General features: G+C 65.4%; 25 protein-coding genes. 14 read left to right on the forward strand and 11 right to left on the reverse strand.

Translation table 11 applies throughout. From position 1 onward, the window contains the following. Positions 1-105: 105 nt before the first annotated feature. Both GGQ90_RS05860 and GGQ90_RS05865 read left to right on the forward strand, forming a co-directional pair. On the forward strand, positions 106-2,181 hold the full coding sequence (locus tag GGQ90_RS05860; RefSeq protein WP_188081268.1) for a transglycosylase domain-containing protein: 2,076 nt from the start codon (positions 106-108) through the stop codon (positions 2,179-2,181). A gap of 170 nt (positions 2,182-2,351) precedes the next feature. After that, entirely contained in the window at positions 2,352-4,070 is a 1,719-nt protein-coding gene (locus GGQ90_RS05865) for an ATP-binding protein (RefSeq protein ID WP_188081269.1), read from the forward strand. On the opposite strand, the gene GGQ90_RS05870 is transcribed toward GGQ90_RS05865, so the two are convergent. From GGQ90_RS05870 to GGQ90_RS05880, 3 genes are all read right to left on the reverse strand, one after another. Next, positions 4,067-5,239, reverse strand: a complete 1,173-nt coding sequence (locus GGQ90_RS05870; protein ID WP_188081270.1) for a BaiN/RdsA family NAD(P)/FAD-dependent oxidoreductase — start codon at positions 5,237-5,239, stop codon at positions 4,067-4,069. The genes GGQ90_RS05865 and GGQ90_RS05870 overlap by 4 nt on opposite strands. Beyond that, entirely contained in the window at positions 5,239-5,694 is a 456-nt protein-coding gene (locus GGQ90_RS05875) for a YaiI/YqxD family protein (RefSeq protein WP_188081271.1), read from the reverse strand. The genes GGQ90_RS05870 and GGQ90_RS05875 overlap by 1 nt, the downstream gene beginning before the upstream one ends. A gap of 98 nt (positions 5,695-5,792) precedes the next feature. Further along, on the reverse strand, positions 5,793-6,779 hold the full coding sequence (locus tag GGQ90_RS05880) for an aldo/keto reductase (protein WP_188081272.1): 987 nt from the start codon (positions 6,777-6,779) through the stop codon (positions 5,793-5,795). A 99-nt stretch (positions 6,780-6,878) separates the two neighbouring features. On the opposite strand from GGQ90_RS05880, the gene GGQ90_RS05885 reads away from it, so the two are divergent. The 11 genes from GGQ90_RS05885 (at position 6,879) to GGQ90_RS05935 (ending at position 16,811) form a co-directional block, all read left to right on the forward strand. After that, positions 6,879-7,775 (forward strand): LysR family transcriptional regulator, encoded by an 897-nt coding sequence (locus tag GGQ90_RS05885; protein ID WP_004212385.1) that lies wholly within the window; start codon positions 6,879-6,881, stop codon positions 7,773-7,775. Between the two features lie 51 nt (positions 7,776-7,826). Further along, positions 7,827-8,249 (forward strand): iron-sulfur cluster assembly scaffold protein, encoded by a 423-nt coding sequence (locus tag GGQ90_RS05890; RefSeq protein ID WP_188081273.1) that lies wholly within the window; start codon positions 7,827-7,829, stop codon positions 8,247-8,249. Next, the gene (locus tag GGQ90_RS05895) at positions 8,249-10,051 is read left to right on the forward strand and encodes a cation:proton antiporter domain-containing protein (protein WP_188081274.1); all 1,803 of its coding nucleotides are present in this window, start codon (positions 8,249-8,251) and stop codon (positions 10,049-10,051) included. Before GGQ90_RS05890 ends, GGQ90_RS05895 begins: the two co-directional genes overlap by 1 nt. Next, on the forward strand, positions 10,048-10,377 hold the full coding sequence (locus tag GGQ90_RS05900; RefSeq protein WP_188081275.1) for a DUF423 domain-containing protein: 330 nt from the start codon (positions 10,048-10,050) through the stop codon (positions 10,375-10,377). The genes GGQ90_RS05895 and GGQ90_RS05900 overlap by 4 nt, the downstream gene beginning before the upstream one ends. 44 nt (positions 10,378-10,421) lie before the next feature. After that, complete coding sequence (locus GGQ90_RS05905; RefSeq protein WP_188081276.1) at positions 10,422-10,889, forward strand: Fur family transcriptional regulator; 468 nt, start codon at positions 10,422-10,424, stop codon at positions 10,887-10,889. A gap of 10 nt (positions 10,890-10,899) precedes the next feature. After that, positions 10,900-11,469 (forward strand): nicotinamide riboside transporter PnuC, encoded by a 570-nt coding sequence (pnuC, locus tag GGQ90_RS05910; protein ID WP_188081277.1) that lies wholly within the window; start codon positions 10,900-10,902, stop codon positions 11,467-11,469. Next, on the forward strand, positions 11,466-12,488 hold the full coding sequence (locus GGQ90_RS05915; protein WP_188081278.1) for an AAA family ATPase: 1,023 nt from the start codon (positions 11,466-11,468) through the stop codon (positions 12,486-12,488). The genes pnuC and GGQ90_RS05915 overlap by 4 nt, the downstream gene beginning before the upstream one ends. A 10-nt stretch (positions 12,489-12,498) precedes the next feature. Continuing rightward, complete coding sequence (gene dxs / locus GGQ90_RS05920) at positions 12,499-14,418, forward strand: 1-deoxy-D-xylulose-5-phosphate synthase (RefSeq protein WP_188081279.1); 1,920 nt, start codon at positions 12,499-12,501, stop codon at positions 14,416-14,418. 54 nt (positions 14,419-14,472) lie between these two features. After that, entirely contained in the window at positions 14,473-15,972 is a 1,500-nt protein-coding gene (locus GGQ90_RS05925; protein ID WP_188081280.1) for a DUF4403 family protein, read from the forward strand. 64 nt (positions 15,973-16,036) lie between these two features. After that, a complete protein-coding gene (locus GGQ90_RS05930; RefSeq protein ID WP_188081281.1) occupies positions 16,037-16,492 on the forward strand; it encodes an SRPBCC family protein in 456 nt (151 codons plus the stop codon). Beyond that, a complete protein-coding gene (locus GGQ90_RS05935; RefSeq protein ID WP_188081282.1) occupies positions 16,479-16,811 on the forward strand; it encodes an ArsR/SmtB family transcription factor in 333 nt (110 codons plus the stop codon). Before GGQ90_RS05930 ends, GGQ90_RS05935 begins: the two co-directional genes overlap by 14 nt. Position 16,812: 1 nt before the next feature. Here the strand turns inward: GGQ90_RS05935 and GGQ90_RS05940 are convergent, their stop codons facing one another. The 8 genes from GGQ90_RS05940 to gpmA form a co-directional block, all read right to left on the reverse strand. Then, the gene (locus GGQ90_RS05940) at positions 16,813-17,247 is read right to left on the reverse strand and encodes a DUF3035 domain-containing protein (RefSeq protein ID WP_188081283.1); all 435 of its coding nucleotides are present in this window, start codon (positions 17,245-17,247) and stop codon (positions 16,813-16,815) included. Beyond that, complete coding sequence (gene lspA, locus GGQ90_RS05945) at positions 17,247-17,759, reverse strand: signal peptidase II (protein ID WP_188081284.1); 513 nt, start codon at positions 17,757-17,759, stop codon at positions 17,247-17,249. Before lspA ends, GGQ90_RS05940 begins: the two co-directional genes overlap by 1 nt. Continuing rightward, the gene (ileS, locus tag GGQ90_RS05950) at positions 17,756-20,674 is read right to left on the reverse strand and encodes an isoleucine--tRNA ligase (protein ID WP_188081285.1); all 2,919 of its coding nucleotides are present in this window, start codon (positions 20,672-20,674) and stop codon (positions 17,756-17,758) included. The genes lspA and ileS overlap by 4 nt, the downstream gene beginning before the upstream one ends. Positions 20,675-20,825: 151 nt before the next feature. Continuing rightward, positions 20,826-21,752, reverse strand: a complete 927-nt coding sequence (locus GGQ90_RS05955) for a bifunctional riboflavin kinase/FAD synthetase (protein WP_188081286.1) — start codon at positions 21,750-21,752, stop codon at positions 20,826-20,828. Positions 21,753-21,889: 137 nt separating this feature from the next. After that, a complete protein-coding gene (locus tag GGQ90_RS05960) occupies positions 21,890-22,381 on the reverse strand; it encodes a dihydrofolate reductase (protein ID WP_188081287.1) in 492 nt (163 codons plus the stop codon). 124 nt (positions 22,382-22,505) lie between these two features. Beyond that, positions 22,506-23,576, reverse strand: coding sequence for a 5-(carboxyamino)imidazole ribonucleotide synthase (locus tag GGQ90_RS05965; RefSeq protein ID WP_188081288.1), 1,071 nt, complete (start codon positions 23,574-23,576; stop codon positions 22,506-22,508). Positions 23,577-23,584: 8 nt separating this feature from the next. Beyond that, complete coding sequence (gene purE, locus GGQ90_RS05970; protein ID WP_010339039.1) at positions 23,585-24,073, reverse strand: 5-(carboxyamino)imidazole ribonucleotide mutase; 489 nt, start codon at positions 24,071-24,073, stop codon at positions 23,585-23,587. Positions 24,074-24,181: 108 nt separating this feature from the next. Beyond that, a complete protein-coding gene (gene gpmA, locus GGQ90_RS05975) occupies positions 24,182-24,868 on the reverse strand; it encodes a 2,3-diphosphoglycerate-dependent phosphoglycerate mutase (protein ID WP_004212364.1) in 687 nt (228 codons plus the stop codon). A gap of 154 nt (positions 24,869-25,022) precedes the next feature. Here gpmA and sppA point away from each other — a divergent pair, with 154 nt between their 5' ends. After that, positions 25,023-26,903 (forward strand): signal peptide peptidase SppA, encoded by a 1,881-nt coding sequence (sppA, locus tag GGQ90_RS05980; RefSeq protein WP_188081289.1) that lies wholly within the window; start codon positions 25,023-25,025, stop codon positions 26,901-26,903. Positions 26,904-26,912 lie beyond the last annotated feature (9 nt).

The following is a 26,912-nucleotide window of genomic DNA, read 5'->3' on the forward strand; positions in this document are numbered from 1 at the left end:
GGATTGGTTAACGCGATATTTACCATTAGTTCCATGGCAAATTTCGTAAAATCCGGGATGTCCCGTCGCGGGACAGACTTGACCGTATCAACAACATAATACAGCATGGCCGTGCCGATGACCGAAATGCCCAACCCCGCCCCTACCGGCACGCCTGCCCCGGCTGCTGACGAAGCGCGCCCGTTCGGCGCCGGCCCGCCCAGCGCCTTTGCCCCGCCCACCCCATGGAAGCGGCGGCTGCAGATTTTCGGCTGGATCGTGGCGGCGGGGCTGGCCGTGCTGATGCTGATCATCGCCTGGCTGGCAGTGACGGCCCCCATGTCCCGCTCGCTGCAACCCATTGCGCCACCCAGCATCAGCCTGATGTCGGCCGACGGCCATCTCGTCGCCCGGCGCGGGGCGATCATCGACAAGCCGGTCGAGATAGCGAAGCTGCCCGCCCATGTGCCCCAGGCCTTCATGGCGATCGAGGATCGCCGCTTCTATAGCCATTGGGGTGTCGATCCGCGCGGCATCGCCCGCGCCATGTGGCACAATGTCTGGTCAGACGGATCGTCGCAGGGTGGCAGCACCATCACCCAGCAGTTGGCCAAGGGCGTGTTCCTGTCGAGCGATCGGACGATGGGCCGCAAGGCGCGGGAAGCGCTGATCGCCTTCTGGCTGGAGGCCTGGCTGACCAAAGACCAGATCCTCGAACGCTACCTCTCGAACGTCTATTTCGGCGACAATGTCTATGGCCTGCGTGCCGCGTCGCTCCATTATTTCGATCGGCAGCCCGAACGGCTGACCATTCCTCAGGCGGCGATGCTGGCAGGCCTGCTGAAGGCGCCATCGCGCCTCGCGCCAACCAGCAACCTGAAGGGCGCCCGCGCCCGCGCCGACCTGGTGACGCAGGCGATGGTCGAGGCCGGCTATATCAGCAAGGCCCAGCGCGATCAGCTCGCTCCGGCCCGGCTTGATGTTCGCGAGTCCCCGGATGCCACCAGCGGCACCTATTTTGCCGATTGGGTGCTGCCGGAAGCGCGCGACCGCGCCGGCGCTGTCTATGGCGCGCAGGAGGTGAAGACGACCCTCGACTGGCGCATCCAGCGCCTCGCCGAAGCCGCGATCCGCCGCGCGCCGCTGGGCGGGGCACAGGTGGCCTTGGTTGCCATGAAGCCCGACGGCAGCGTCGTCGCCATGATCGGCGGCAAGAATTACGAGAAGAGCAGCTTCAACCGCGCCGTGCAGGCGAAGCGCCAGCCCGGCTCCACCTTCAAACTGTTCGTCTATCTCGCCGCCTTCCGTGCTGGTATGACGCCGGACGACATGATCGAGGATACGCCGATCACCACCGGCACCTATCGCCCGGCCAATCATGGCGGCAAATATCGTGGTCGCATCACGCTCCGCCAGGCCTTTGCCGCGTCGAGCAATGTGGCAGCGGTGCGCCTGACCCAGAAGGTCGGGGTCGACAATGTCATCAAGGTTGCCCGTGACCTGGGCGTTACCGCGCCGCTGACCGAGGATCTGAGCCTTGCGCTCGGCACATCGGAAATTCCGCTGGTGGAGCTGGCCGAAGCCTATGCTTCGGTGGCGGCCGGCGCCTATCCAGTGCTCGCCCATGGTCTGCCACCCGAGGAGCAGGGTTGGTTCGACCGGCTGATGAAGCGTCAGCGCCATTTCAGCGACGACCAGCTCGAAATGATCCGCGACCTCCTGTCCTCCGCCGCCAATCGCGGCACGGGCAGCGCTGCAGCGTTGCGTACCAGCACCTTCGGCAAGACCGGCACGACGCAGGATAGTCGCGACGCCATCTTCGTCGGCTATGCCGGCGGCCTGGTGACGGCGGTGTGGATCGGCAATGATGACAATGCCCCGCTGCCCGGCGGCGCGGCCGGTGGCGGCGTGCCGGCACGTATTTGGCGCAATTTCATGGCTGGCGCCATCAACGAGCCGGTCGAGAAGGTGCCCGAGGAAGAACAGGATCCCGATCTGGTCAACGCCATCGCCAATGTCAGCGTGGAAACCGGTATCGGCAATGTCGGCGTAGGCGTCGATCAAGGCGGAATGACCGTGACGATCGACGGTAACCAGATTCGCATTCCATCCGACCAGCCTTTACCCATGCCGCCACAAGGCACGCCCCCACCGCGGATCACGCCGACCCAGCCCCAGGAAAGCGAACCGCAGCAGCAATGAAAGCCATTGTGACGACAAGAATTTCCTAGCCTCTTGCCTTCGGGACAGTGCCAGGAAATTGCGTATATTATGCAATCACCCCAAACCCTAAGCCACTGACAAATCTCTGTTTCCCCTGCCCATATCATCAATGATATAGTGTGATTCCCTTCCACTTCAGAGGTCACACGATGAATGGAGCATATGGCCGGGAAGACCATTCCACACAGAGGGCGCTGGCGGCACGCTGGACCATAGCGGCCGAGGCCATGGAAGCCCTTGCTGGTGCGCGATCCCTGGATGCGGTGGTTAGCGTGCTGCGCGCCTTTGCCCGCCGCGCAGTGGGCGCGGACGGTATTGCGGTCGTGCTGCGCGATGGCGACAAATGCCATTATATCGCCGAGGACGCCAAGGCGCCATTATGGGCTGGCCAACGCTTTCCCGCCGAAACCTGCGTGTCCGGCTGGGCGATGCTCAACCAGGAAACCGCGGTCATTGCCGACATATTCGACGACGTTCGGGTGCCGGTCGATGCCTATAGCCAGACCTTCGTTCGCAGCATGATCATGGTACCGATCGGCCGGCTCGATCCGATCGCCGCCGTCGGCGCCTATTGGTCAGAACCGGCCATGCCGACCGACAATGAAATTTCGCTGCTGGAAGCTCTAGCTCGGGCGGCATCCACCGCGTTGGAGAATGGCCGATTGTTCGGCGCGCTTGAATCCCTGAACGATCATCTGGACCAGCGTGTGCGCGAGCGCACGAGTGAATTGGAAAGCGCGCAGGACAAATTGCGGCAGATCCAGAAGATGGATGTACTGGGCCAGTTGACAGGACATGTCGCGCATGACTTCAACAATCTACTGACGCCGATCATCGGCGGACTGGACCAGATCATCGCCGGCGGCCGATCGGCCGAAGCCATAGCCCGCACCGCCAATATCGCGATGCAGGCGGCGGAAACCGCACAGACGCTTGTCAAGCGCCTGCTGGCCTTCGGTCGCCGTCAGCCGTTGCAACCGACGTCGGTCAACCTTTCCGAGACGCTCGAGAATATGCAGACCTTGCTGGTCAGCACGGTCGGCCCGCAAATCATGCTCCACATCGATGCGGCACCGGACGTGCCGCCTGTGCGCGCCGACCGACATCAGCTGGAACTGGCCATCCTCAACCTGGTGGTCAACGCTCGTGACGCCATGCCGAACGGCGGCCAGGTCATCATCTCCGCTGAGCGGTGCAAGAGCCGCCTTCCCGTGCCGCTGATCCCCGGTCAATTTGTCTGCCTGCGCATCACCGACACCGGCATCGGCATGACCCCGGCGGTCAAGGCGTCTGCAACCGAGCCCTTCTTCACGACCAAGCCGGTCGGCCATGGCACCGGCCTTGGCCTGTCGATGGCCCATGGTCTGGCCGGCCAATTGGGCGGTGCGCTCGAAATCGTCAGCGAAGTGGGCCAGGGCACGGAAGTCCAACTCTGGCTGCCGATCGAGAAGCAGAAGCCGGTGGCAGTGGTCGCGGATGGCGATGGCGGCGAGATCGCAGCAACGCAGGGCAAGGTGCTGCTGATCGACGACAATGCCCTGGTCCGCCATGGCACGCGGGAAATGCTGACCGACCTTGGTTATGACGTGGTCGACATCGACAATGCCGAACTGGGGCTCAGCATGATCGCCGCCGATTTCCGGCCCGACATCGTCGTCACCGACCATATCATGCCCGGCATGACCGGCGCCGAACTGGCGCTGCGGCTGCGCGTCGACCATCCCGAGATCGCGTTGCTCATCATATCCGGCTATGAAGGCGTCGACCTGATCGCACCGGATATTCCGCGGCTTTCCAAGCCCTTTCGTCGCCAGCATCTTCAGGCCAGCATTGTAGCCGCTCAGGCCCAGACGGTGGGGCGGGCCTAGAGCGCCTGCCCGGCTGCCCAGCCACTGGCCCAAGCCCATTGGAAATTATAGCCGCCCAGCCAGCCGGTGACATCGACCGCCTCGCCAATGGCGTAGAGGCCCGGCACCTTGGCGGCTTCCATCGTCCGCGACGACAGGCCGGCGGTGGCGATGCCCCCGACCGTGACTTCCGCCTTGGCATAGCCTTCGGTGCCGGAGGGGATGAAGGTCCAGCCCGCCAGCCGCTCGCCGATCTGGCGCAGGGTCTTGTCTGGCAGGTTGCCAAGGTCACCCTGCGTGCCGATCCGTTCGAGCAGGGCGTCAGCCATCCGCTCGGGGAAGCGCTCGACCAGCACACGCCGCAAACCCGTGCGCGGGCGATTGCGTTTCTCGTTCAGCAACCAGTCCACGCCAAGATCGGGCAGGAAATTGACGTGGATCGGCGTGCGATGCTCCCAGTAGGAGGAAATCTGCAGCATCGCCGGACCGGAGAGGCCGCGATGGGTGAAGAGCGCCGCCTCACGGAACCGGGTCTTGTTCCAGCGCACCTCGACCTCGGCCGATACGCCGGAGAGCGACTGGAACAGCGCATCATCCGGCCCAAGAGTGAAGGGCACGAGCGCCGGCCGGGGCTGCACAACCTTGAGATCGAACTGGCGCGCAACCTCATAGGCGAAGCCGGTCGCGCCCAATTTCGGGATGGAGGGACCACCGGTCGCCAGCACCAGAGACGGCGCGGACACGATGCGATCGCCGAATTTGACGCGGAACAGGCCATCGCCATGGGCGACATCCGTCACCGGCTGGCCGAGCGCCATGGTCACGTTGCCGGCCATGCATTCTTCTTCCAGCATGGCGACAATCTGTTTCGCCGATCCATCGCAGAAGAGCTGCCCCAGCGTCTTTTCATGCCAGGCAATGCCATAGCGGCCGATCAGGGTGAGGAAATCCTGCGGCGTATAACGGCCTAGTGCCGACTTGGCGAAATGCGGATTGGCCGACAGATAGCGATCGGCAGCGGTATGGATATTGGTGAAATTGCAGCGCCCACCACCCGAAATCAGGATCTTCTTGCCCGGCGCGTCGGCATGATCGACCAGCAGCACCCGGCGGCCGCGCTGGCCGGCGGTCGCGGCGCACATCATGCCTGCCGCGCCCGCGCCCAGGATTATCGCGTCATAATCGCCCATTACCGCCCCCGCTTCATCCGCACGATCGCCTCATCCAGCGCGGACAGGAAGCGGGATCGATCGGCCTTGGAGAAAGGCAGTGGGCCGCCGACCGGATCGCCGACCGCGCCGGCGCGCAGGTCCGCCATGATCGCCCGCACCGCGATCGCGCTGCCGATCGAGGCGCTGGTGAAGGGCTTGCCATTGGGCGCGATCACCCCGGCCCCGGCCTTGAGGCAACGGTCGGCGAGCAGGATGTCGGCGGTGATGCACAGCGTATCCGCACCGGCGCGTTCGGCGATCCAGTCGTCGGCGGCGTCGAACCCGTCGCTCACCACCACGCGGTCGATCAGGTCATGCGCGGGAATGCGGATCGGGCTGTTGCTGACGATCGTCACGGGCACACCATGGCGGAAGGCGACCTTGTAGATTTCCTCCTTCACCGGGCAGGCGTCGGCATCGACCAATATGTGCATCGCCGCGCTGTCCTTTCGTTCCGGCCGTTCGCGGCGGCGATAGGCGGACAGGGACCAACGTGCAATGGGCCGGGATATTAGCCCCGGCCCATCCGCAATTAGCGCCCGACGATTTCGAGCAGATGCGGCGGGTAGCGCTCGCCCTCGACCGGGATGGCATCTGCCGCCCCCCGAATACGGGTCAGGTCGGCATCACTCAGTTCGACCTTGGCCGCGCCCAGATTTTCCTCCAGCCGATGGAGCTTGGTGGTGCCCGGGATCGGCACGATCCACGGCTTCTGCGCCAGCAGCCAGGCAATCGCGATCTGCGCCGGGGTCACCCCCTTCTCGGCCGCGATACCCTTGAGCAGATCGACCAGCGCCAGATTCTTCTCCCGCGCCTCGGCGGCAAAGCGCGGCAGGCTGTTGCGGAAATCGCCTTCGGCCAGCGCCGTATCCTTGCCGATCGCACCGGTCAGGAAGCCCTTGCCGAGCGGGCTGTAGGGCACGAAGCCGATGCCCAGTTCCTCGCAGGTTTCAAGGATGCCGTTGGTTTCCGGGCCACGGGTCCAGAGCGAATATTCATTCTGGAGCGCGGCGACCGGCTGCACCGCATGGGCACGGCGGACCGTCGCGGCCGACGGTTCCGACAGGCCGAAATGCCTGACCTTGCCCGCGGCGATCAGATCCTTGACCGCACCTGCCACATCCTCGATCGGCACGGCCGGATCGACGCGATGCTGATAGAAAAGATCGATCACCTCGACGCCCAGCCGCTTGAGCGAGGCGTCTGCCACCGCGCGGATATTGTCCGGCCGGCTGTTGAGCGCGCCAAGGCCGGCGCCGATGTCGAAGCCGAACTTGGTGGCGATCACCACCTGGTCGCGCACCGGCGCGAGCGCGGCGCCGACCATTTCCTCATTGGTATAGGGGCCATAGACCTCCGCCGTGTCGAAGAAGGTGACACCGAAGTCGACAGCCGCACGGATCAATCTGATCCCTTCATCCTGGCTGACGGCGGTGCCATAGCCGAAGTTGAGGCCCATGCAGCCCAGGCCGATGGCCGAAACCTCCAGCCCGCTCTTGCCCAAAAGTCGCTTTTCCATAGCGGTCACTCCGATTTGATGTCCGAACGGAAGATAGGCTGTCGCCAAGCCGCGGATTAGATCATAAAAGCGGCAAGACTTTATATCCGGAGTTCATGAATGCGGCGCGAAGAGCTGGTCGACCTCAACGCCTTCCTGATGGTCGCCGACACCGGCAATTTCACCCGAGCGGCCGCGCTGCTCGGCACGTCGCAGTCCGCGCTCAGCCATACCATCAGGCGGCTGGAAACGCGGCTTGGCGTCCGCCTGCTCACCCGCACCACCCGCAGCGTCTCCCTGACCGAGGCCGGCGATCGCCTGTCCGCCACATTGCGCCCGGCGCTCGACAGCATCGCGACCGAACTCGCCTCGCTGGGCGACCTGCGCGAACGGCCGGCCGGCACCATCCGTATCACCGCCGCCGAACATGCCAGCAACACGGTGGTCTGGCCAGCATTGCAACGGCTGCTACCGCGCTATCCCGACATCCATGTCGAATTGAGCATCGATTCCGGCTTTGTCGACATCGTCAAGGAACGGTTCGACGCCGGCGTCCGGCTGGGCGAGGCGATCGCCAAGGATATGGTGGCCGTGCGCATCGGCCCGGACCTGCGCATGATCGTGGTCGGCGCGCCCGCCTATTTCGCCAGCCGTCCGGTGCCGCGCACGCCGCAGGATCTGGCCGCGCATGACTGCATCAATCTGCGCCTGCGCAGCGCCGGCGGCCTTTATGCCTGGGAACTGGAAAAGGACGGCCATGAAATCCGGGTGCGGGTGGAGGGGCAACTGGCCTTCAACAGCATAGAGATGATCCGCCGCGCCGCCCTCGCTGGCTTCGGCCTCGCCTTCGTGATGGAGGATCAGGTGCGCGCGGATATCGACGAAGGCCGGCTGATCCCGGTGCTGGAGGACTGGTGCCCGCCCTTTGCCGGCTATCATCTCTATTATCCCAGTCGCCGCCAGCCCGCCGCTGCCTTCAGCATATTGGTCGACGCGCTACGCTATCGCGGCCCCTAGGCCATTTTGCCGCCTTCTCCCCAGCCGATAACTGTCCTACATGGAGGGGTAATGAGCGCATCCCTCTACAATAACGACATTCTTCGCCTCGCCGCGAACATCCCGCATCATCAGCGGCTGGCCGATCCGCAGGCCAGCGTGGAACGGCGGTCGCCGACCTGTGGATCACGCATCACGGCCGATGTCCGCATGGCCGACGGCAGGCTCGCCGAAATGGGCCTGGACGTGAAGGCCTGCGCGTTGGGACAGGCATCGGCAGCGCTGATGGCAGCGCAGGCGATCGGCCTTACTGCCGACGAACTGGCGGAGGCCCGCGACAAGCTGGCAGCCTATCTGTCGGGTGAAAGCGACGATTTGGATTTCTGGCCCGGCCTTGCCGTTTTGGCGCCGGCTCGCAGCTATCCCGCACGCCACCCGTCGATCCGGCTCGGTTTCGAAGCGATCGCCGAAGCCGCGCGGATGGCGGACGCCTGATGCCGGTCGCCGAAACCGCCATGTCGGCCACCGACGTCCTCCTGTCCGAAGGCGTGATCCTGCTTGGCGTCGCCGTTGCCTTCGTCCTGCTGTTCCGCCGCTTCGGCCTGGGTGCGGTGCTCGGCTATCTGGTCGCCGGCGCCCTCGTCGGCCCACAAGGGCTGGGTCTCGTCGGCGGCGCGGAATCGAAGCTCGCCATCGCCGAAATCGGCATCGTCCTGCTGCTTTTCCTTGTCGGCCTAGAACTCCATCCCGCTCGCCTGTGGCGACTGAAGCGCGACATCTTCGCACTCGGCCTGGCGCAGGTGGTGCTGTGCGGTCTCGCCCTCACCGCCATCATCTTCTATTCGACCGGCTTCACCTGGGGCGCGGCGATCGCGCTCGGCCTGCCGCTTGCTCTGTCTTCGACCGCGCAGGTGCTGCCGAGCCTGAAATCCAGCGGCCGCATCAACTCGCCCTTTGGCGAGAAGGTGTTTTCGATCCTGCTGTTCCAGGATCTCTCGATCGTCCCGCTGATCACCATCGTTGCCGCCTTGTCGCGCAATCCCGCCGATGCCGGCGGTCCGCCCGGATGGATGCTGGCCGGCTATACCGTCGCCGCGATCATGGGGCTGGTACTGGCCGGCCGCTTCATCCTGCGGCCGTTACTCAATCTCGTCGGTCGTCAGGGCGAGCGCGAACTGTTCGTCGCCGTCGGCCTGTTCACCGTGTTGGCCGCCGCATCGGTGATGCACAGCCTGCATCTCTCGACAGCGCTCGGCGCCTTCGTTGCCGGCGTGATGCTGGCCGATTCCCCCTATCGGCACGAGATCGAGTCGGACGTCGAGCCGTTCCGCTCAATCCTGCTCGGTCTTTTCTTCCTGGCCGTCGGCATGGTGCTGGACCTGCGCGCCGTTGCTGCCAACCCGCTGTTCGTCATCGGCATGGCGGCGATGCTGGTCGCGACCAAGGCGGCGATCATCACCCTGCTCGCCCGGCTGTTCGGCATGGCCTGGCAACAGGCATTGAGCGCCGGCCTGCTGCTCTCGCAAGGCGGCGAGTTCGGCTTCGTCCTCTTCGCGCAGGCGCAAAATGCCTATCTGATCGCGCCGCAGGGGGCGAGCCTGTTCAGCGCGATCGTCACTTTCTCGATGGCGACCACGCCGTTCCTGATGCTGTTCGCCCGTCGCTTCGAATTTGCGCCGCCCAAGGATCGCGACGATCTGCCGGGGCCGGAGGATGCGCCGCGCGGCACCGCCATCATCGTGGGCTATGGCCGTTTCGGCCAGACCGTGGCGCAGATGCTGATGGGCCACGGCTTCGGCGTCGTGCTGATCGACAAGAAGCCCGCCCAGATCGAGGTGTCGAGCCGTTTCGACATGAAGGTCTATTATGGCGACGGCACCCGCATCGACCTGCTCCACCGCGCCGGTGCCGACGAAGCCCGCCTGATCGCCTTCTGCATCGACGACCCCTCGCTGGATGGGCGCGTGTTGCAGCCGATTGCCGAAGCCTTCCCCCAGGCGGCGCTGATGGCCCGTGTGTTCGACCGCCGCCAGTTGCTGGCATTGCAGGATATCGACCTGGCCGGCGTGGTCCGCGAAGTGTTCGAATCGGCGGTCTGCATGGGCGTTCAGGCGATGCAGACGCTGGGCGTGCCACAGGAGGAGGTCGAGGAAGTCGAGCGCCAATATCGCGAGAATGACGGCCAGCGCCTCGCCCTGCAGATCGAGCACGGCAATCTGCTGGCGGCCAAGGATCTGATGTACCGCCCCGGCCGGGGCATGCGCCTGCATGCGCGTGGCGATGGAGAAGAAGCATGATAGCCGTTTTTGCCGCCCTGTCCGCCGCACTCGCGATCGCGGCCGGTGCCTTCGGCGCCCATGGCGCGTCCAGTCCGCAGGCAGGCGAATGGCTGCGTACCGGTGGCCTCTATCAATTGATCCATGCCGTCGCGGCGCTGGCCGTCATCGGCGTTGCGCGGGGTGCGGCCATATTGCTGCTGATCGGTGCGGCGATCTTTGCCGTCAGCCTCTATGCCATGGCGCTGGGCTGTCCGCGCTGGCTGGGCGCGGTGACGCCGATCGGCGGCGCGATGATGATCGGCGGCTGGCTTTGGGCGGCCCTTGCCTATTGGCAGCGCGGCTGAGCCAGCCACTTGCCGCCGCAGTTGGACACGCCTAGATAATCGCCATGGCAGATCATTCGCACCATCATCATCTCGAACCCACCGGCAAGAAGCTGGCCGACGCGGCGCAGGCTACGCTGGAGGCGAAGGATGAACAGTGGACGCCGATGCGCGCCGCCATCTTCGACGCGCTGGCGGCCGAGGAAAAGCCGGCGTCGGCCTATGACATCGCCGACACCGTGTCGAAGGCGCGCGGCAAGCGGGTCGCGCCCAACAGCGTCTATCGCATCCTCGACCTGTTCGTGGCGAACAATATCGCGATGCGGGTGGAAAGCGCCAACGCCTATATCGCCAACGCCCATCCCGGCTGCCATCATGACTGCATCTTTCTGGTCTGCGACACATGCGGCCAGGTGACTCATATCGACAATGATCCGATCACCGGATCGCTGCGATCGGTGGCGGAGAAGGCCGGATTCGTGCCGGTACGCCCGGTGATCGAGGTGCGCGGCACCTGCAGCGCCTGCCACTGACGAGCGGTTCATGACCATCATCGAATGGGTCGCAGCGGCGCTGGGCCTGGTCAATGTCGTGCTGGTGGCCCGCCGTTCGCTTTGGAACTATCCGTTCGGCATCGCCATGGTCGCGCTCTATTTCTTCGTCTTCTTCGAGGCGAAGCTCTACAGCGACGCGCTGCTGCAAATCTTCTTCCTGGTGATCAACGCCTATGGCTGGTGGAACTGGGTGCATAGCGAGAAGATCGCCGATGGCGGCATTGCGGTCGCGCGCCTCGCCACGCCTGCCCGCCTCGCCTGGATCGCCGGCACCGCGCTGGCCAGCCTGGCCTGGGGCATGGGCATGGCCCGCTTCACCGACGCAGCCGCCCCCTTCGCCGACGCCATGATCGCCGGCATGAGCGTGGCCGCGCAGATATTGCAGTCGCAGCGCAAGGTCGAAAGCTGGGTGCTGTGGGTGGTGGTCGACGCACTCGCGACCGGCCTGTTCTGGAGCCGCGGCCTGATCGCGACGTCGATCCTTTACGCCATCTTCTTCTTCATCGCGCTATGGGGCCTGATCGCCTGGCGCCGCACGATGGACCGGGCGCCGGCATGACCCGCGGCTTCCTGCTCGGCAAGTTCATGCCGCCCCATGCGGGGCACCAGATGCTGATCGACAGCGCGCGGGCGATGGTGGACGAACTCACCATCCTGGTCTGCTGGCTGCCGGACGATCCCATTCCCGGCCCGCTGCGGCTGCAATGGATGCGCGAACTGGCGCCGGGATGCCGGGTCATCGGCCATGATGCGGTGGTGCCGCAGGCGCCCGAAGATTCGCCCGAATTCTGGCCGATCTGGCGGGCCATCGTGGCGCAGGCCCATCCCGAACCGATCGACCTGCTGTTCGCCGGTGAAGCCTATGGCGTGCGGCTGGCGCAGGAGGTCGGCGGCCGCTTCGTGCCGCTGGGCGCGCGCATCCTGGGCGCCGACCAGGACGGGCTTGGCGGCCTGTCCGCCAGCGCCGTGCGTGCCGATCCCTGGGACCAGTGGCGCTGGATCGCGCCACCGGTGCGGGCGCATTTCACCCGGACGATCGTGCTGCATGGTGTCGAAAGCACCGGCAAATCGGTGCTGGCCGAGCGCCTCGCCCGGCATTTCGACACGATCTGGGTGCCCGAATATGGCCGCGCCCAGGCCGAAGTTCACAGTGTCGATATGGACGAGACCGACCTGCTGCTGATCGGCGCAGCCCAGTCCGCGACAATCGCGGCGGGCAAGCGACTGGCCAACCGCCGCCTGTTTGCCGATACCGACGCGCTGATGACGGCGGCATGGGCGGAGATGATGATCGGCCATGTGCCCGATCCGCTAATGTCCTATCCCAAGGCCGACCTCTATCTGCTGCTGGAGCCCGACGTTGCCTGGATCGATGATGGCACCCGCATCTACGGCGACGCTTCGCAGCGGGCGCATTTCGCCCGGATCAGCCATAACATGCTGGAAAGCGCGGGCGTGAACTGGGTTTCGATCGGCGGGGATTGGAACATGCGTTTCGATCAGGCCGTTTCCCTCATTGAAGATTTGGCGCCGCCCGGCATGACGTCAGGGTTCGACTTGGCGCAGGAAAACGAGTAGGCAGTTCCCTATGTCAAATCCGTCTACGCCGTTGCTCGATACCGTCCACACCCCCGATGACCTGCGCAAGCTGCAGCCCGACCAGCTCCGTCAGCTGGCCGATGAGCTGCGCGCCGAAACCATCGCCGCCGTCGGCGTGACCGGCGGCCATCTGGGTTCGGGTCTGGGCGTCGTGGAACTGACCACCGCCATCCATTATGTGTTCGACACGCCCAACGACAAGCTGGTCTGGGACGTCGGCCATCAATGCTATCCGCACAAGATATTGACCGGCCGGCGCGACCGCATCCGCACCCTACGCCAGGGCGGCGGCCTCAGCGGCTTTACCAAGCGCGCCGAATCCGAATATGACCCGTTCGGCGCGGCGCACAGCTCGACCTCCATCAGCGCGGCGCTCGGCTTTGCCGTCGCCAACAAGATGCAGGATAAGCCGGGCAAGGGCATCGCCGTGATCGGCGACGGCGCCATGTCGGCCGGCATGGCCTATGAGGCGATGAACAATGCGCGCGAAGCGGGCAACCGGCTGGTCGTCATCCTGAACGACAATGACATGTCGATCGCCCCGCCCGTCGGTGGCCTGTCCGCCTATCTCGCCCGGCTGGTGTCGAGCCGCGAGTTTCTGGGCCTGCGCGACATGGCCAAGAAGCTGGCGCGCAGGCTGCCCAGGCCGCTGCACAAGGCGGCCAAGAAGACCGACGAGTTCGCCCGCGGCATGGCGACCGGTGGCACCCTGTTCGAGGAACTGGGCTTTTATTATGTCGGTCCGATCGACGGTCATAATCTCGACCATCTGATCCCGGTGCTGGAAAATGTCCGTGATGCGGCGGAAGGCCCCTGCCTGATCCATGTCGTGACCCAGAAGGGCAAGGGCTATGGCCCGGCCGAAGCGGCGGCCGACAAATATCATGGCGTGCAGAAGTTCGACGTCATCACCGGCACCCAGGCCAAGGCACCGCCGGGTCCGCCCAGCTACACCAATGTCTTCGCTCAGGCGCTGATCGCCGAAGCCGAGCGCGATCCGCGCGTCTGTGCGATCACCGCCGCCATGCCGTCGGGCACCGGCCTCGACAAGTTCGAGCAGGCCTTCCCCGACCGCATCTTCGACGTCGGCATCGCCGAGCAGCATGCGGTGACCTTCGCCGCCGGCCTCGCGGCGCAGGGCATGCGGCCCTTCTGCGCCATCTATTCGACCTTCCTGCAGCGCGCCTATGACCAGGTGGTGCATGATGTCGCGATCCAGAACCTGCCGGTGCGTTTCGCCATCGACCGCGCCGGCCTGGTCGGCGCCGACGGCTCCACCCATGCCGGCAGCTTCGACGTCACCTATCTCGCCAGCCTGCCCAATTTCGTGGTGATGGCCGCCGCCGACGAGGCGGAACTGACGCACATGGTGCATACCTGCGCCGTGCATGACAGCGGGCCGATCGCGGTGCGCTATCCGCGCGGCAACGGCACCGGCGTCGCCATGCCGCAGGTTCCCGAAGCGCTTGAAATTGGCAAGGGACGCATCGTGCGCGAAGGGCGCCAGGTCGCGATCCTGTCACTCGGCACCCGGCTGGAAGAAGCGATGAAGGCGGCCGACACGCTGGAGGCCAAGGGCCTGTCGGCCTCGGTCATCGACCTGCGCTTTGCCAAGCCGCTGGACGAGGCCCTTATTCGCCGGATGCTGACCACTCATGAGGTGGCGGTGACGATCGAGGAAGGATCGATCGGCGGCCTTGGCGCCCATGTCCTGACGCTGGCGAGCGACCTGGGGCTGACCGACAATGGCCTCAAGATCCGCACCATGCGCCTGCCCGACATCTTCCAGGATCAGGACAAGCCCGAGAAGCAATATGCCGACGCGCGGCTGGATGCCGATGCGATCGTCGACACGGTGCTGACGGCGCTGCGCCACAACAGCGCTGGCGTGGAGGAAGCGCGGGCCTGAAGGTCCGCGCTGGACCTCCGCATCCAACTGCCCTAGCCTGCCTTCCGCTGGACCATGTCCGGGAAAAGGCGGTTGGGCAGAGCATTGGCGGGTCGACATCATCGCTGGTTGCTGCCGCTGCTCGCCGCCTGTTCGCAGAAACCGGCGGTGGAGCCGCCACCGCGCGCCGATGATCCGGTGCCGGCCACCAGCGCATCCTCGATCATCAGCGTGCCGGTGGAGATCGACCGCGCCCGGATTGCCCAGGCGATCGAACGGGCCATGCCACGACAGCTTTGGCGCATCGACCGGCCGGGCACGCGCTGCATCCAGCCCAAGCGGGTCAAATTGCTCGGCAAACAGATCAAGGTGACGCCACCGATCGACTGCCACATCATCGGCGAAGTCACGCGCGGACCGATCCACCTGCGCGGCAATGGGCGCGACCTGATCGCCGACATCCCGATCCATGCGCAGGTCAGCGCCCGTGACATCGCCGGACTGCTGAAGGGCGAAACCGCGACCGGCGACGCCATGGCCCATGCCCGCATCCAACTCTCGCTCGATACCCAATGGCGTCCCCACGGCACGCTGAGGCTCAGCTATGACTGGACCGAGACGCCCGGCATCGACTTTCTGGGTCAGCGCATCACCTTCGCCGACAAGGTCGATCGCAAGATCGCACCGGTCCTGCGTGATCTGGAGCGACAATTGCCGCGCGAACTGGCCAAGGTCGATCTGCGCAGCAAGATCGAACGCCTATGGCGCGCCGCGTTCACCAGCCTTTCGCTCAACGATCATGATCCGCCGGTATGGATGCGCGTCACGCCGCAACGCTTCCTGTTCGATGGCTATAGCAATAACGGCGCGCATCTGCGCTTCCGACTGGGGATCGAGGCGCTGACCGAAACCGTGGTCGGCGATCGGCCGGTCGATCCTCAGCCGACCGGACTGCCACCCCCCGCCCGCGCACCGATCGATGACGCACTGCATTTCTTCCTGCCGGTGCGGGCCGATTATGCGCAGTTGGAGCCGGTCATCCTGCGCGCCCTGCACAAGCGCGCCGCACGCCCGTTCGACCTGCCAAAGCTCGGCCCCATCATCGCGCGCTTCGACAAGCTGACCGCCTATGGCACGACGGGAAACCGCATCGCGGTGGGCGTCACGCTCGCGGCGCGTCCGGCGGACGGCAAGCTGGGCGATACCCATGGCACCGTCTGGCTGACCGCCCGCCCCGTCAACCAGCCCAATTCGGCGCTGGTCCATTTCGAGGATTTGCAGGTGACCGGCAATAGCGACGGTATCGGCGGCGATATCCTGATCGCGCTGGCCGGAAGCCCCGCCTTTTCCGCCGCCATCGCCGACGCGCTCAGCCAGAATTTCACCCATGATCTGGAGGAATTGAAGAGCAAGATCCGGCGCGCCATCGGCGAACGCAAAACCCAGCATTTCCGTATCAGCGCGCGGCTAGACGATGCGGAAATCGGCCAGATCAGCGCCCATGGTCAGGGCCTGTATCTGCCGGTGCGGGCAACCGGACAGGCCTCGATCCGCTACGCTGGCGGACCGCTATAGAGCAACCATGTAGTTGCGCGTATCAACGGGAAGGTTCATATAGGCAATCAAGAGGTTGCCTATCATGACCGACAGCATCATCAAGACGATCGACGTTGCCGCCCCGGTAGAGCGGGTATGGGACGCCCTGACCGACCATGTGCAATTCGGCACATGGTTCCGCGTCGCGCTCGACCAGCCCTTTGCCATCGGCCAGCCCTCGACCGGGCACATGACCTATCCGGGTTATGAGGAGTATCGCTGGGAAGCGCGGGTCGTGGCGATCGAGCCGATGACCCGCTTCGCCTATGAATGGCCCGCAACCGGCGGTGACAAGGCGCTGATGGAGAGCGGCGTGCCGGTGCCCGAATGGACGCTGGTGGAGTTCGTGCTGGAGCCGATCGAGAACGGCACGCGCCTAACCGTCACCGAAAGCGGGTTCGACGCGGTGCCCGAACCGCGCCGGACAAATGTCATGCGCGACAATGATGGCGGCTGGGCGGAACAGGTGAAGAATATCCGCGACCATGTCACCGGCTGATATCTTCGCCGCGCTGGGCGATCCCACGCGCCTCAGCCTCATCGCGCGGCTGGGCGATGGCAATGGCCGGTCAATCGTGCAACTGGGCGAGGGCCTGCCGATCAGCCGTCAGGCGGTGGCCAAGCATCTAGAGGTTCTGCACGGCGCCGGGCTGGTGCGCAGACGCAAGCAAGGGCGGGAAGTGCATTTCGCGCTGCGCCGGGAAGCGGTTGCGGCGGCGCAGGACTGGCTCGGCCGGGTCGGCGCGCAATGGGATGGCACGCTCGCCCGGCTCAAGGCCTTTGCGGAAGGGGACGATCAGGCGCCCCCTTCCCCATAGATTATTGCTGCGGCGGGGTCGTCTGCGTGCCGGTGGCAGCGCGCGCGTCCTGGCCGTCGCCTTCCGGCGCAGCGATGATGTCGCGGGTGGTCGCGCCCTTGTCGACCACTTCGGTGCCCGGATCACCCGCCTGCGAGCGGATGCCGGCGGCGGCCGTGCCACGGCCGGCCGAGTTCAGCGCCGCGCTTTCCGATGCGCTGCGCGGGGCCGGACCGCCGAACAGCGCTTCCTGTGCGGCGCGGCTCGAATCGACCGATGCGGCGGCCGGGGTACCCGGCGCGGGCGGGACCAGCGCGAAATCGGGCGGCACGACCAGCGGCGCCTGGCGCGTCACCGCGAACTCGTCGGGACGGCCACGATTGAGCAGGCCGTTACCACCACCGCCGCACGCCGACAGGGTTGCAACAAGGCCGGCGGCGAGGATCAGTTTACGCATTACTTCAGGGTCTCCGTCTTTGCGCCCTTCTCGCGCAGCAGCAGCGCCCGCGCAAGCAGGATCAGCACGCCAATCGTGATGGCCGCGTCGGCCAGGTTGAAAATCAGGAAGGGCCGCCATTCACCGAAATGCAGGTCGGCATAGTCGACGACATAGCCCAGCCGCATCCGGTCGACGATATTGCCGATCGCGCCGCCCAGCACCAGGCCGAGCGCAGCGACGTCAGACCGCGCCTTTTCGCGCCACATCCACACGCCCACGAAGCCGGCGATCAATAGGGTCATGCCGACCAGAATCCAGCGCATCATGTCGTTGTCGGCATGGAAGAAGCCCATCGAGACGCCGCGATTTTCCAGCCAGCGCAGGCGGAAGAAGGGCAATATCTCGATCCCCGCATCCGCCCGGCTCTGCAGCGCGAGCGGATAGGTGACGGTATATTTGACCAGCTGGTCGAGCGCGAGGGTGACGATCGCGACCGTCAGCCCGAGCGGGCGATGGTTGATGGCACTCATGCCTTCAACACCTCGTCACAGCGGTTGCACAGCGTGCCATCTTCCTCGACCTCGGGCAGCAGACGCCAGCAACGGCCGCACTTGTGCCACTCGCTGGGCTTCACGATGATGCCGTCGCCCACGCCCATCTCGATCCGGGCGACGATGGCGATTTCGGCGAAGTTCACACCGTCGCTGGGCAGCAATTCGCCCATGGTGACATCGGCCTCCAGGCTGGAGCGGATCACCTTTTCGCGGCGGAAAGGTTCGATCGCCTCGTTGACCTGCTCGCGCTGGTCGCGCAGCTCCGCCCATTTGTCGTTCAGATGATTGTCGATCCAGCGATGGTCGACCTCCGGCCACTCCAGGAAATGGACGCTATCCTCGTCACTTGGGAAGCGGCTCTGCCATACTTCCTCAGCGGTGAAGGGGATGATCGGCGCGACATAGCGGACCAGCGCATGGAACAGCGTATCGAGCAAGGTGCGATAGGCGCGGCGCTTGGGGTCCGACTTCGCATCGCAATAGAGGCAGTCCTTGCGGATGTCGAAGAAGAAGGCGGACAGGTCGCTGTTCGCGAAGTCGAAAATGGCGCGGGTATAGCGGCTGAATTCCAGCCAATTCTCGCTCTTCGCCGCCTTGTCGACCACCGCGCGCAGCTCCGCGTCGAGCTGGGCCAGACGGTGGAGCATGTAGCGCTCCAGTTCCGGCATCTCGGCGTAGGACACCGCCTCGCTCTCATCATAATCGGACAGGGCGCCGAGCATGTAGCGGAAGGTGTTGCGCAGCTTGCGATAGGCGTCGGACGAACCGGCCAGCACTTCCTTGCCGATGCGGACGTCATCGAAATAGTCGGTGCTGGCGACCCAGACGCGCAGGATGTCGGCGCCGCTTTCGGCCATGATCTTGAGCGGATCGACGACATTGCCAAGGCTCTTGGACATTTTCTTGCCCGAGCCGTCGAGCGCGAAGCCATGGGTCAGCACCGCCTTGTAGGGCGCCTGGCCACGGGTGCCGCAGCTTTCGAGCAGCGAGGACTGGAACCAGCCGCGATGCTGGTCCGACCCTTCGATATAGAGGTCGGCGCGGGTGCCCTCGCCATAGCGGCCCTCGACCACGAAACTGTGGGTCGAGCCGCTGTCGAACCAGACGTCGAGAATGTCGTTCACGACCTCATAGTCATTGAGGTCATAATCGGGGCCGAGCAGCGCCTGATGATCAGCACCGAACCAGGCATCCGCACCGGCGCCCTTGAACGCATCGATGATGCGAGCATTGACCGATTTATCAACGAGATATTCGCCAGTCTTGCGATGGACATAGAGCGCAATCGGCACGCCCCAGGCGCGCTGGCGGCTGATCACCCAGTCGGGGCGCCCCTCCACCATCGAACGGATGCGGTTGGTCGACCGCTCGGGCACCCAGCGCGTATGCTCGATCGCGTCGAGCGCGATCTCGCGCAGGGTCGGGCCGTTGCCGGTGACGATCGGGGTCGGCATCACGCCGCCATCGACATCGGCCACCACGCCCTCCTGCGGCTTGTCCATCGGGATGAACCATTGCGGGGTGCACCGGAAGATGATCTTCGCCTTGGAGCGCCAGCTATGCGGATAGCTATGCCTGAAATCGTCCGACGCGGCGAGCAGCGCCCCCGCTTCGCGCAGGTCGGTGCAGATCGGGCCATCCTTGCCGACGAACTTGGGGTTGATGACCGACCCTTGTCCGCCCAGCCACAGCCAGTCGGCGCGATACTTTCCGTCGCCCTCGACCGCGAAGACGGGGTTCAGGCCGTTCGCCTTGCACAGCGCAAAGTCGTCCTCGCCATGGTCGGGCGCCATATGGACAAGGCCGGTGCCCGCATCAGTCGTGACGAAATCGCCCGCAAGGAACGGACGCGGCTTGGCGAAGAAGCCGCCGAGCGCGTGCATCGGGTGACGCGCAACGGCGCCGGCGAGGTCCGAGCCTTTGACCAGAGCGACCTCTTGGGTCTGGATCATCACACCCCACGCAGACGCAATTGCATCTTCGAGGCGCTCAATCAGTGCTGGTTCATTCGCCACCAGAATTGACAAGCCGTTGAGTGCCGAAAATGCAGGCGTTGTTCCGGGATGCACACCCTCTTGAACGGTTTGGACGACAACGACCTTACGAACGGCATACTCAACCTCAGGCCCATAGGCCAAAGCCTGGTTCACCGGGATCGTCCAGGGCGTCGTGGTCCAGATCACCGCATGGGCGCCGCGCAATTCCGGCGCGTTCGGCGCTTCGACGATCTCGAACGCCACGTCGATCTGCGTGGACGTGATGTCCTCATATTCCACTTCCGCCTCGGCCAGCGCGGTCTTTTCAACCGGGGACCACATGACGGGCTTGGCGCCGCGATAGAGCTGGCCGCTCTCCGCGAACTTCAGCAGTTCGCCCACGATCGTCGCTTCCGCGTCGAACTTCATGGTCAGATAGGGATCGGCCCAATCGCCCATCACGCCCAGACGCTTGAACTGCTCCTTCTGCACGTCCACCCATTTGTCGGCATAGGCGCGGCACTGGGCGCGGAACTCGGAAGGCGGAACCTCGTCCTTGTTCATCTTCTTCTTGCGATATTCCTCCTCGATCTTCCATTCGATCGGAAGGCCGTGGCAGTCCCAGCCGGGCACATAGGGCGCGTCCTTGCCCAGCAGCGACTGGCTGCGGACGATGATGTCCTTCAGCACCTTGTTCATCGCATGGCCCATATGGATGTCGCCATTGGCGTAGGGCGGGCCATCATGCAGGATGAAGCGTTCGCGGCCGGCGCGCTTCTCGCGCAGCTTGCCGTAAAGATCCATCGCCGCCCAGCGCGCGGCAATCGCCGGTTCCTTCTGCGCGAGGCCGGCCTTCATCGGGAAGTCGGTGACGGGAAGGAAGACGGTGCTTTTATAATCGGGCTGGTCGGTCATCGAATGTCCGTGCAAGTTTATGAATCCGTTCGCCCTGAGCGAAGTCGAAGGGGCGGGCCGAGGGAAGCGAGGGCTCTAACCGGGCCTCGGCTCCGCTCGGCCGCGTGTCTCGACTTCGCTCGACACGAACGGGAAAAGTGGAAGCGTCGCCCTACGCGAGGTAAGGCGTTCCCGCAAGGATTTGCCGTGCGTCGTCGCAGTCGCGGGCGATCTGCGCGATCAGCGGGTCGAGGCCGTCATATTTCGCCTCCGGCCGGAGATAGTGGATCAACTGCACCTCGATGCTCTGGTCATAGAGGCGTTCGGCGAAATCGAAGAAATGCGGCTCCAGCAGCAGCTTGGGCGGATCGAAGGTCGGACGGATGCCCAGATTGGCGGCGCCGTCCAACACCCGGCCATCGGCCAGCAGCCCGCGCACGGCATAAATGCCGAAGGCCGGGCGCAGATAGGGGCCAAGGTCGATATTGGCGGTCGGGAATCCGATGGTGCGGCCAAGCTTGTCGCCATGCTGCACCATACCCTGGATCGTGAAGGGGCGCGTCAGCAGGCGGGTGGCGGTGGCGCAATCGCCGGCCTGCAATGCGGCGCGGATGCGGCTGGAGCTGATCACCCCTTCCGCGTCCGTGACCGGCGCGACCGCTTCGGCCGGCAGGCCCAGTTCGCCGAAGCTGGCGATGGTGCCGCTGCGGCCCTTGCCGAAGGTGAAATCCTCGCCGGTAACGACCGCGGCGACGCCCAGCTCTTCCATCAGCAGGCGAACATAGCCGGCTGGATCGAGCGCGGCGAGTTCGCGGGTGAAGTCGAACACCAGCATCGCGTCCGCACCGGCTGCCGCGAACAGCGCCTGCCGCTGGTTCAGCGTGGTCAGGCGAAAGGGCGGCGTATCGGGCTGAAACAGGCGCATGGGATGCGGATCGAAGGTGGCGACGATCGCCGGCCGCCCTTCCGCCCGCGCACGCGCGATCGCGCGGCCGACCACCGCCTGATGGCCGGCATGAAAGCCGTCGAAATTGCCGAGCGCCATGACGCCGCCGCGCAGATGCGCGGGGATCGGGGCATTGCTGGTAAGCCGCTCCATGGCCGGGGCTATAGGGTGACACACAGGGCGTGGCAATTGGCGATCATGCCCACACACCCCTGTCGTCATTGCGAGCGTAGCGAAGCAATCCATGTGCGCCGGTGGATTGCTTCGCTACGCTCGCAATGACGGAAGATTTACGGGCGACGGCTGAAAGTCACGAAGCTGTAGGCCGGGCGCCCGTCCAGCGCGGGATGATCCGCACGCGCCGCTTCGCGCCAGTCCGCCGGATCGGGATAGGCGATATGGGTGTCGCCTTCGGCGTCAACATGCACCTCGGTCAGTTCGATCCGGTCGGCACGGTCGAGGAACAGGCGATAAATTTCCGCGCCGCCGATCACCATCAGCACCGGCGCGTTAGCCAGCGCGATCGCGGCATCGACATCATGGGCGACCTCGGCGCCCTCCCCCGTCCAGTCGCGGTCGCGGGTCAGCACGATGTGGCGACGGCCGGGCAGCAGGCCGGGCAGGCTGTCGAACGTCTTGCGCCCCATCAGCATCGGATGGCCCAGCGTCAGCGCCTTGAAATGCTTCATATCCGCCGGCAACCGCCAGGGCAGGTCGCCATCCTTGCCGATCACGCCATTGTCGGCGCGCGCCAGGATCAGGACGATGTCCGGTCGGCTCATCCGTCAACACTCCCGTCATTCCCGCGAAGGCGGGAATCCACCTCACAGCCTTGCGAATGAACATGGCTCAGGAGATGGATCCCCGCCTTCGCGGGGATGACGGCGAAAAGAAGGCAAGCGGCCTTCACAGGCTGAGCCGCGTCACATGCCCCATCTTGCGGCCCGGACGCGCCTCATGCTTGCCATAGAGATGGAGATGATTTTCCGGGTCGGACAGGATCGCCAGCCATTCCGCCGCGTCGTCGCCGATCAGGTTGCGCATCTCGACCCGCTGGGCGGCCAGCCCCGTGTCGCCGAGCGGCAGGCCACAGATCGCGCGGACATGGTTCTCGAACTGGCTGGTGAGCGCACCCTCGGTCGTCCAGTGGCCGCTATTATGGACGCGCGGCGCCATTTCGTTGAACACCGGGCCGTCGGCGCTGGCAAAAAATTCCAGCGTCAGCACGCCGACATAGTCGAGCGCATCGGCGACCTGCTTGGCGAGCGCGCGGGCGGCGGGCAACTGCCCCTCGATCAGCGATCCGGCCGGCACGGTCGAGGTGGCAAGGATGCCATCGACATGGACGTTCGCGGCCGAATCCCAGAAGCGCACCGCGCCGTCGGCGCCGCGCACCAGGATCACCGAATATTCCTGATCGAAGGTCACGAAGCCCTCGAGGATCGCGGGCTGGCGCCCAATCGCATTCCAGGCGCCGACCGCGTCGCCCGGCTCGTTGATCCGGGCCTGGCCTTTGCCATCATAGCCCATGCGGTTGGTCTTGAGGATGGCGCGACTACCGATCATCTCGATCGCGGTTTCCAGATCGTCCAGGCTGTCGACCGGCGCGAAGGGCGCGGTCAGGCCGCCGAGGTCGGCAACGAAGCGCTTTTCGGCCAGGCGATCCTGCGCGATGCGCAGCGCGCCGGCGCCGGGACGGACCAGACCATGGCTCGCCAGCACGTCGACCGCCGACGGATCGATATTCTCGAACTCATAGGTGACGACATCCACGCCCTCGGCAAAGGCGGCGAGCGCGGCGGCATCCTCATAGGCGCCCTGGGTCCAGCTCGGCGAGACATCGGCGGCGGGGCCGCTCGTCTCGGGTGCGTAGATATGGGTGCGATAGCCAAGCTGGGCCGCGGCCATGGCGATCATCCGGCCGAGCTGGCCGCCGCCAAGGATGCCGATGGTGGCGCCGGGGGCGATGGTCGTCATGATCGGGATCAGTCCTCGACGGTTTCGGCGACGGCGTCGGTCTGGCGCGCGCGCCAGGCGTCCAGCCGCTGCGCCAGTGCATCGTCATGCGTCGCCAGGATCGACGCGGCGAGCAGGCCGGCATTGATCGCGCCGGGCTTGCCGATGGCCAGCGTGCCGACCGGGATGCCGCCGGGCATCTGGACGATGGAGAGCAGCGAATCCATGCCCTTCAATGCCTTGGATTCCACCGGCACGCCCAGCACCGGCAGGCGGGTCATCGACGCAGCCATGCCGGGCAGATGGGCGGCCCCGCCGGCACCGGCGATGATGACCTTGAGGCCGCGGCCGGCAGCGCTGGTGGCATAATCATAAAGGCGTTGCGGGGTGCGATGGGCGGACACGACCTTGCACTCATGGGCGACGCCCAGCGCTTCCAGCGTCTCGGCGGCATGACGCATCGTCTCCCAGTCGGAGCGCGAGCCCATGATGATGCCGACTTCCACTGCCCCGCTCATAAATCGCTTCCCCTGATGGGGCGGCCCACCGGCCTGCCCGGAAAGCAAAGCCCCTTAGCGGCCGGGCCGCCAGGGGGCAATGTGGTTTTCCGTATCGGCCGGGCCGAATTACCGTTCCGACAGATAATAGCGATCGGTCGCGGTCAGATCGTCGGCCAGTTCATAGACGATTGGCTGGCCGGTCGGGATTTCCAGCTCGGTGATCTCATCGTCGGGGATGTTCGACAGATGCTTGACCAGCGCGCGCAGCGAATTGCCATGGGCGGAGATCAGCACGCGCTTGCCGGCGCGCAGTTCGGGGGCGATGCGGCCTTCCCAATAAGGCAGCACGCGGGCGATCGTGTCCTTCAGGCTCTCGGTCGAGGGGATGGCGATGCCGTCATAGCGGCGATCCTTCGACAGGTCGAACTCGCTGCCGGCTTCCAGCACCGGCGGCGGAATGTCGAAGCTGCGGCGCCAGATCTTGACCTGATCGTCGCCATGCTTGGCCGCGGTCTCGGCCTTGTTGAGGCCGGTCAGGCCGCCATAATGGCGCTCGTTGAGGCGCCAGTCCTTCTCGACCGGCAGCCACAGCCGGGTCATTTCCTCCAGCGCCAGATTGAGCGTCTTGATCGCGCGGGTCTGGAGCGAGGTGAAGCACTGGTCGAAATCCAGCCCCTTTTCCTTCATCAGCCGGCCGGCGGCGCGCGCCTCTTCCGCGCCCTTTTCGGTCACGTCGACGTCCCACCAGCCGGTGAAGCGGTTTTCCAGGTTCCAGGTCGACTGACCATGGCGGATGAGGACGAGCGTGGGCATCGGGCGTGTCTCCTGCACGATTGGGGCGAAAGATGCGCCTGCCATAGCGGGCAAAATTATGGGCGCAAGCTTGTCGCGGGTCAGGACAAGCCCACATTGCAGTCAAACCGGCGATGCGATAGCTCGGGACGACCAACGGAAAAGGAACGGCGATTTGGCATTTGTGAAGGGCGCGTGGCGCATCCTGGTCGCGATCAAGGACGGACTGGTGCTTCTGTTCCTGCTGCTCTTCTTCGGGCTGCTCTATGCCGCCCTGTCCTTTTCGCCCAAGCCGGCCAAGCCGATCGGCAGCGGCGCGCTGCTGCTGGATCTGGATGGAGCGATCGTCGAGCAGCCGGCCGAGGTCAGCGCCACCGCCATCCTGTCGGGCTCGGGCGACCAGGCGAAGGAATATCGCCTGTCCGACATATTGACCGCGCTCGACGCCGCCCGCACCGACGACAAGGTGAAGGCAGTGGTGCTCGACCTCGACGATTTCACCGGCGGCGGCCAGGTCGCCATCGCCCGCGTCGGCAAGGCGCTGGACGCGGTGCGCGCCGCCAAGAAGCCGGTCTTCGCCTTCGCCACCCTCTATAGCGACGACAGTTACCAGCTCGCCGCCCATGCCAGCGAAGCCTGGGTGGATCCAATGGGCGGCGTCGCCATCGCCGGACGCGGCGGATCGGGCCTCTATTACAAGGGGCTGATCGACAAACTCGGCGTCAACACCCATGTCTACCGCGTCGGCACCTACAAGAGCTTCGTCGAACCCTATATCCGCGCCGACCAGTCGCCCGCCGCCAAGCAGGCCAATCAGGAACTTGCCGGTGCCCTGTGGCAGAACTGGCAGGATGACGTGACCAAGGCGCGGCCCAAGGCCAAGGTCGCGGCCTATGCCGCCGACCCCGCCGCCGCCGCGAGCGCCACCGGGGGCGACCTGGCCAAGGCCGCGCTGGCCGCCGGCCTGGTCGACAAGTTGGGCGATCAGGAGGCCTTTGAAGATCGCGTCGCCAAGGTTGCAGGGGATCCGTCCGACAAGGACGATACCGACTATGCCGCGATCGATTACGCGACCTATCTGAAGGCCCGCAAGCCCGCCAATGACGGGCAGATCGGCGTGCTGACTGTCGCCGGCGACATTGTCGATGGCGAGGCCGGGCCGGGCACGGCGGCGGGCGACACGATTTCCGACCTGCTGCTGAAGGCGCTGGACGAGAAGGACTTGAAGGCCCTGGTCGTGCGCGTCGATTCGCCGGGCGGATCGGTACAGGCATCGGAAAAGATCCGCCGCGCCATCATGGAAGCCAAGTCCGCCGGCCTGCCGATCGTCGTGTCGATGGGCAATGTCGCGGCAAGCGGCGGCTATTGGGTCTCGACCCCGGCCGACATCGTCTTTGCCGAACCCGACACCATCACCGGATCGATCGGCGTATTCGGTATCATCCCGAGCTTCGAGGGCACGCTGGCCAAGATGGGCATTACCACCGACGGCGTGCGCACCACACCTTTGTCCGGGCAGCCCGATATCGCCGGCGGCACCACGCCGCAATTCGACCAGATCATGCAGATGGGGGTCGAGGACATCTATCGCCGCTTCGTCGGCCTGGTCGCCAAGGCCCGGCACAAGACGCCGGGGCAGATCGACGCCATCGCCCAGGGCCGCGTCTGGGATGGCGGCACCGCCCGCCAGATCGGCCTGGTCGACCGGTTCGGCGACCTCAACGACGCGATTGCCGAAGCCGCGCGTCGCGCCAAGATCGATCCGGCCAAGGCCAAGCCATACTGGATCGAGAAGCAGCCGGACAAGTTCGCCGAGTTCATCCAGTCGATCGCCGACCGCGAGAAGGATGATGCTGGTGCCCCGCGCGACCTGATCGGCCGCGAAGCGAAGCTGCAGCAGCGCTGGGCGCTGCAGGCCGTCGCCGATGTGCGCGCACTGGTGAGCGGCGCGGGCGTGCGTGCCGACTGCCTGGAATGCCGCGGCTATGGCGCGCCCAAGCCCGCGAGCCGGGATGCGCGCGGATGGCTGGCGTTACTGGGATCAGCCTGGCACTGACGCCAGGCT

The organism is Sphingobium scionense (genome assembly GCF_014197035.1).
GTDB lineage: Bacteria > Pseudomonadota > Alphaproteobacteria > Sphingomonadales > Sphingomonadaceae > Sphingobium > Sphingobium scionense.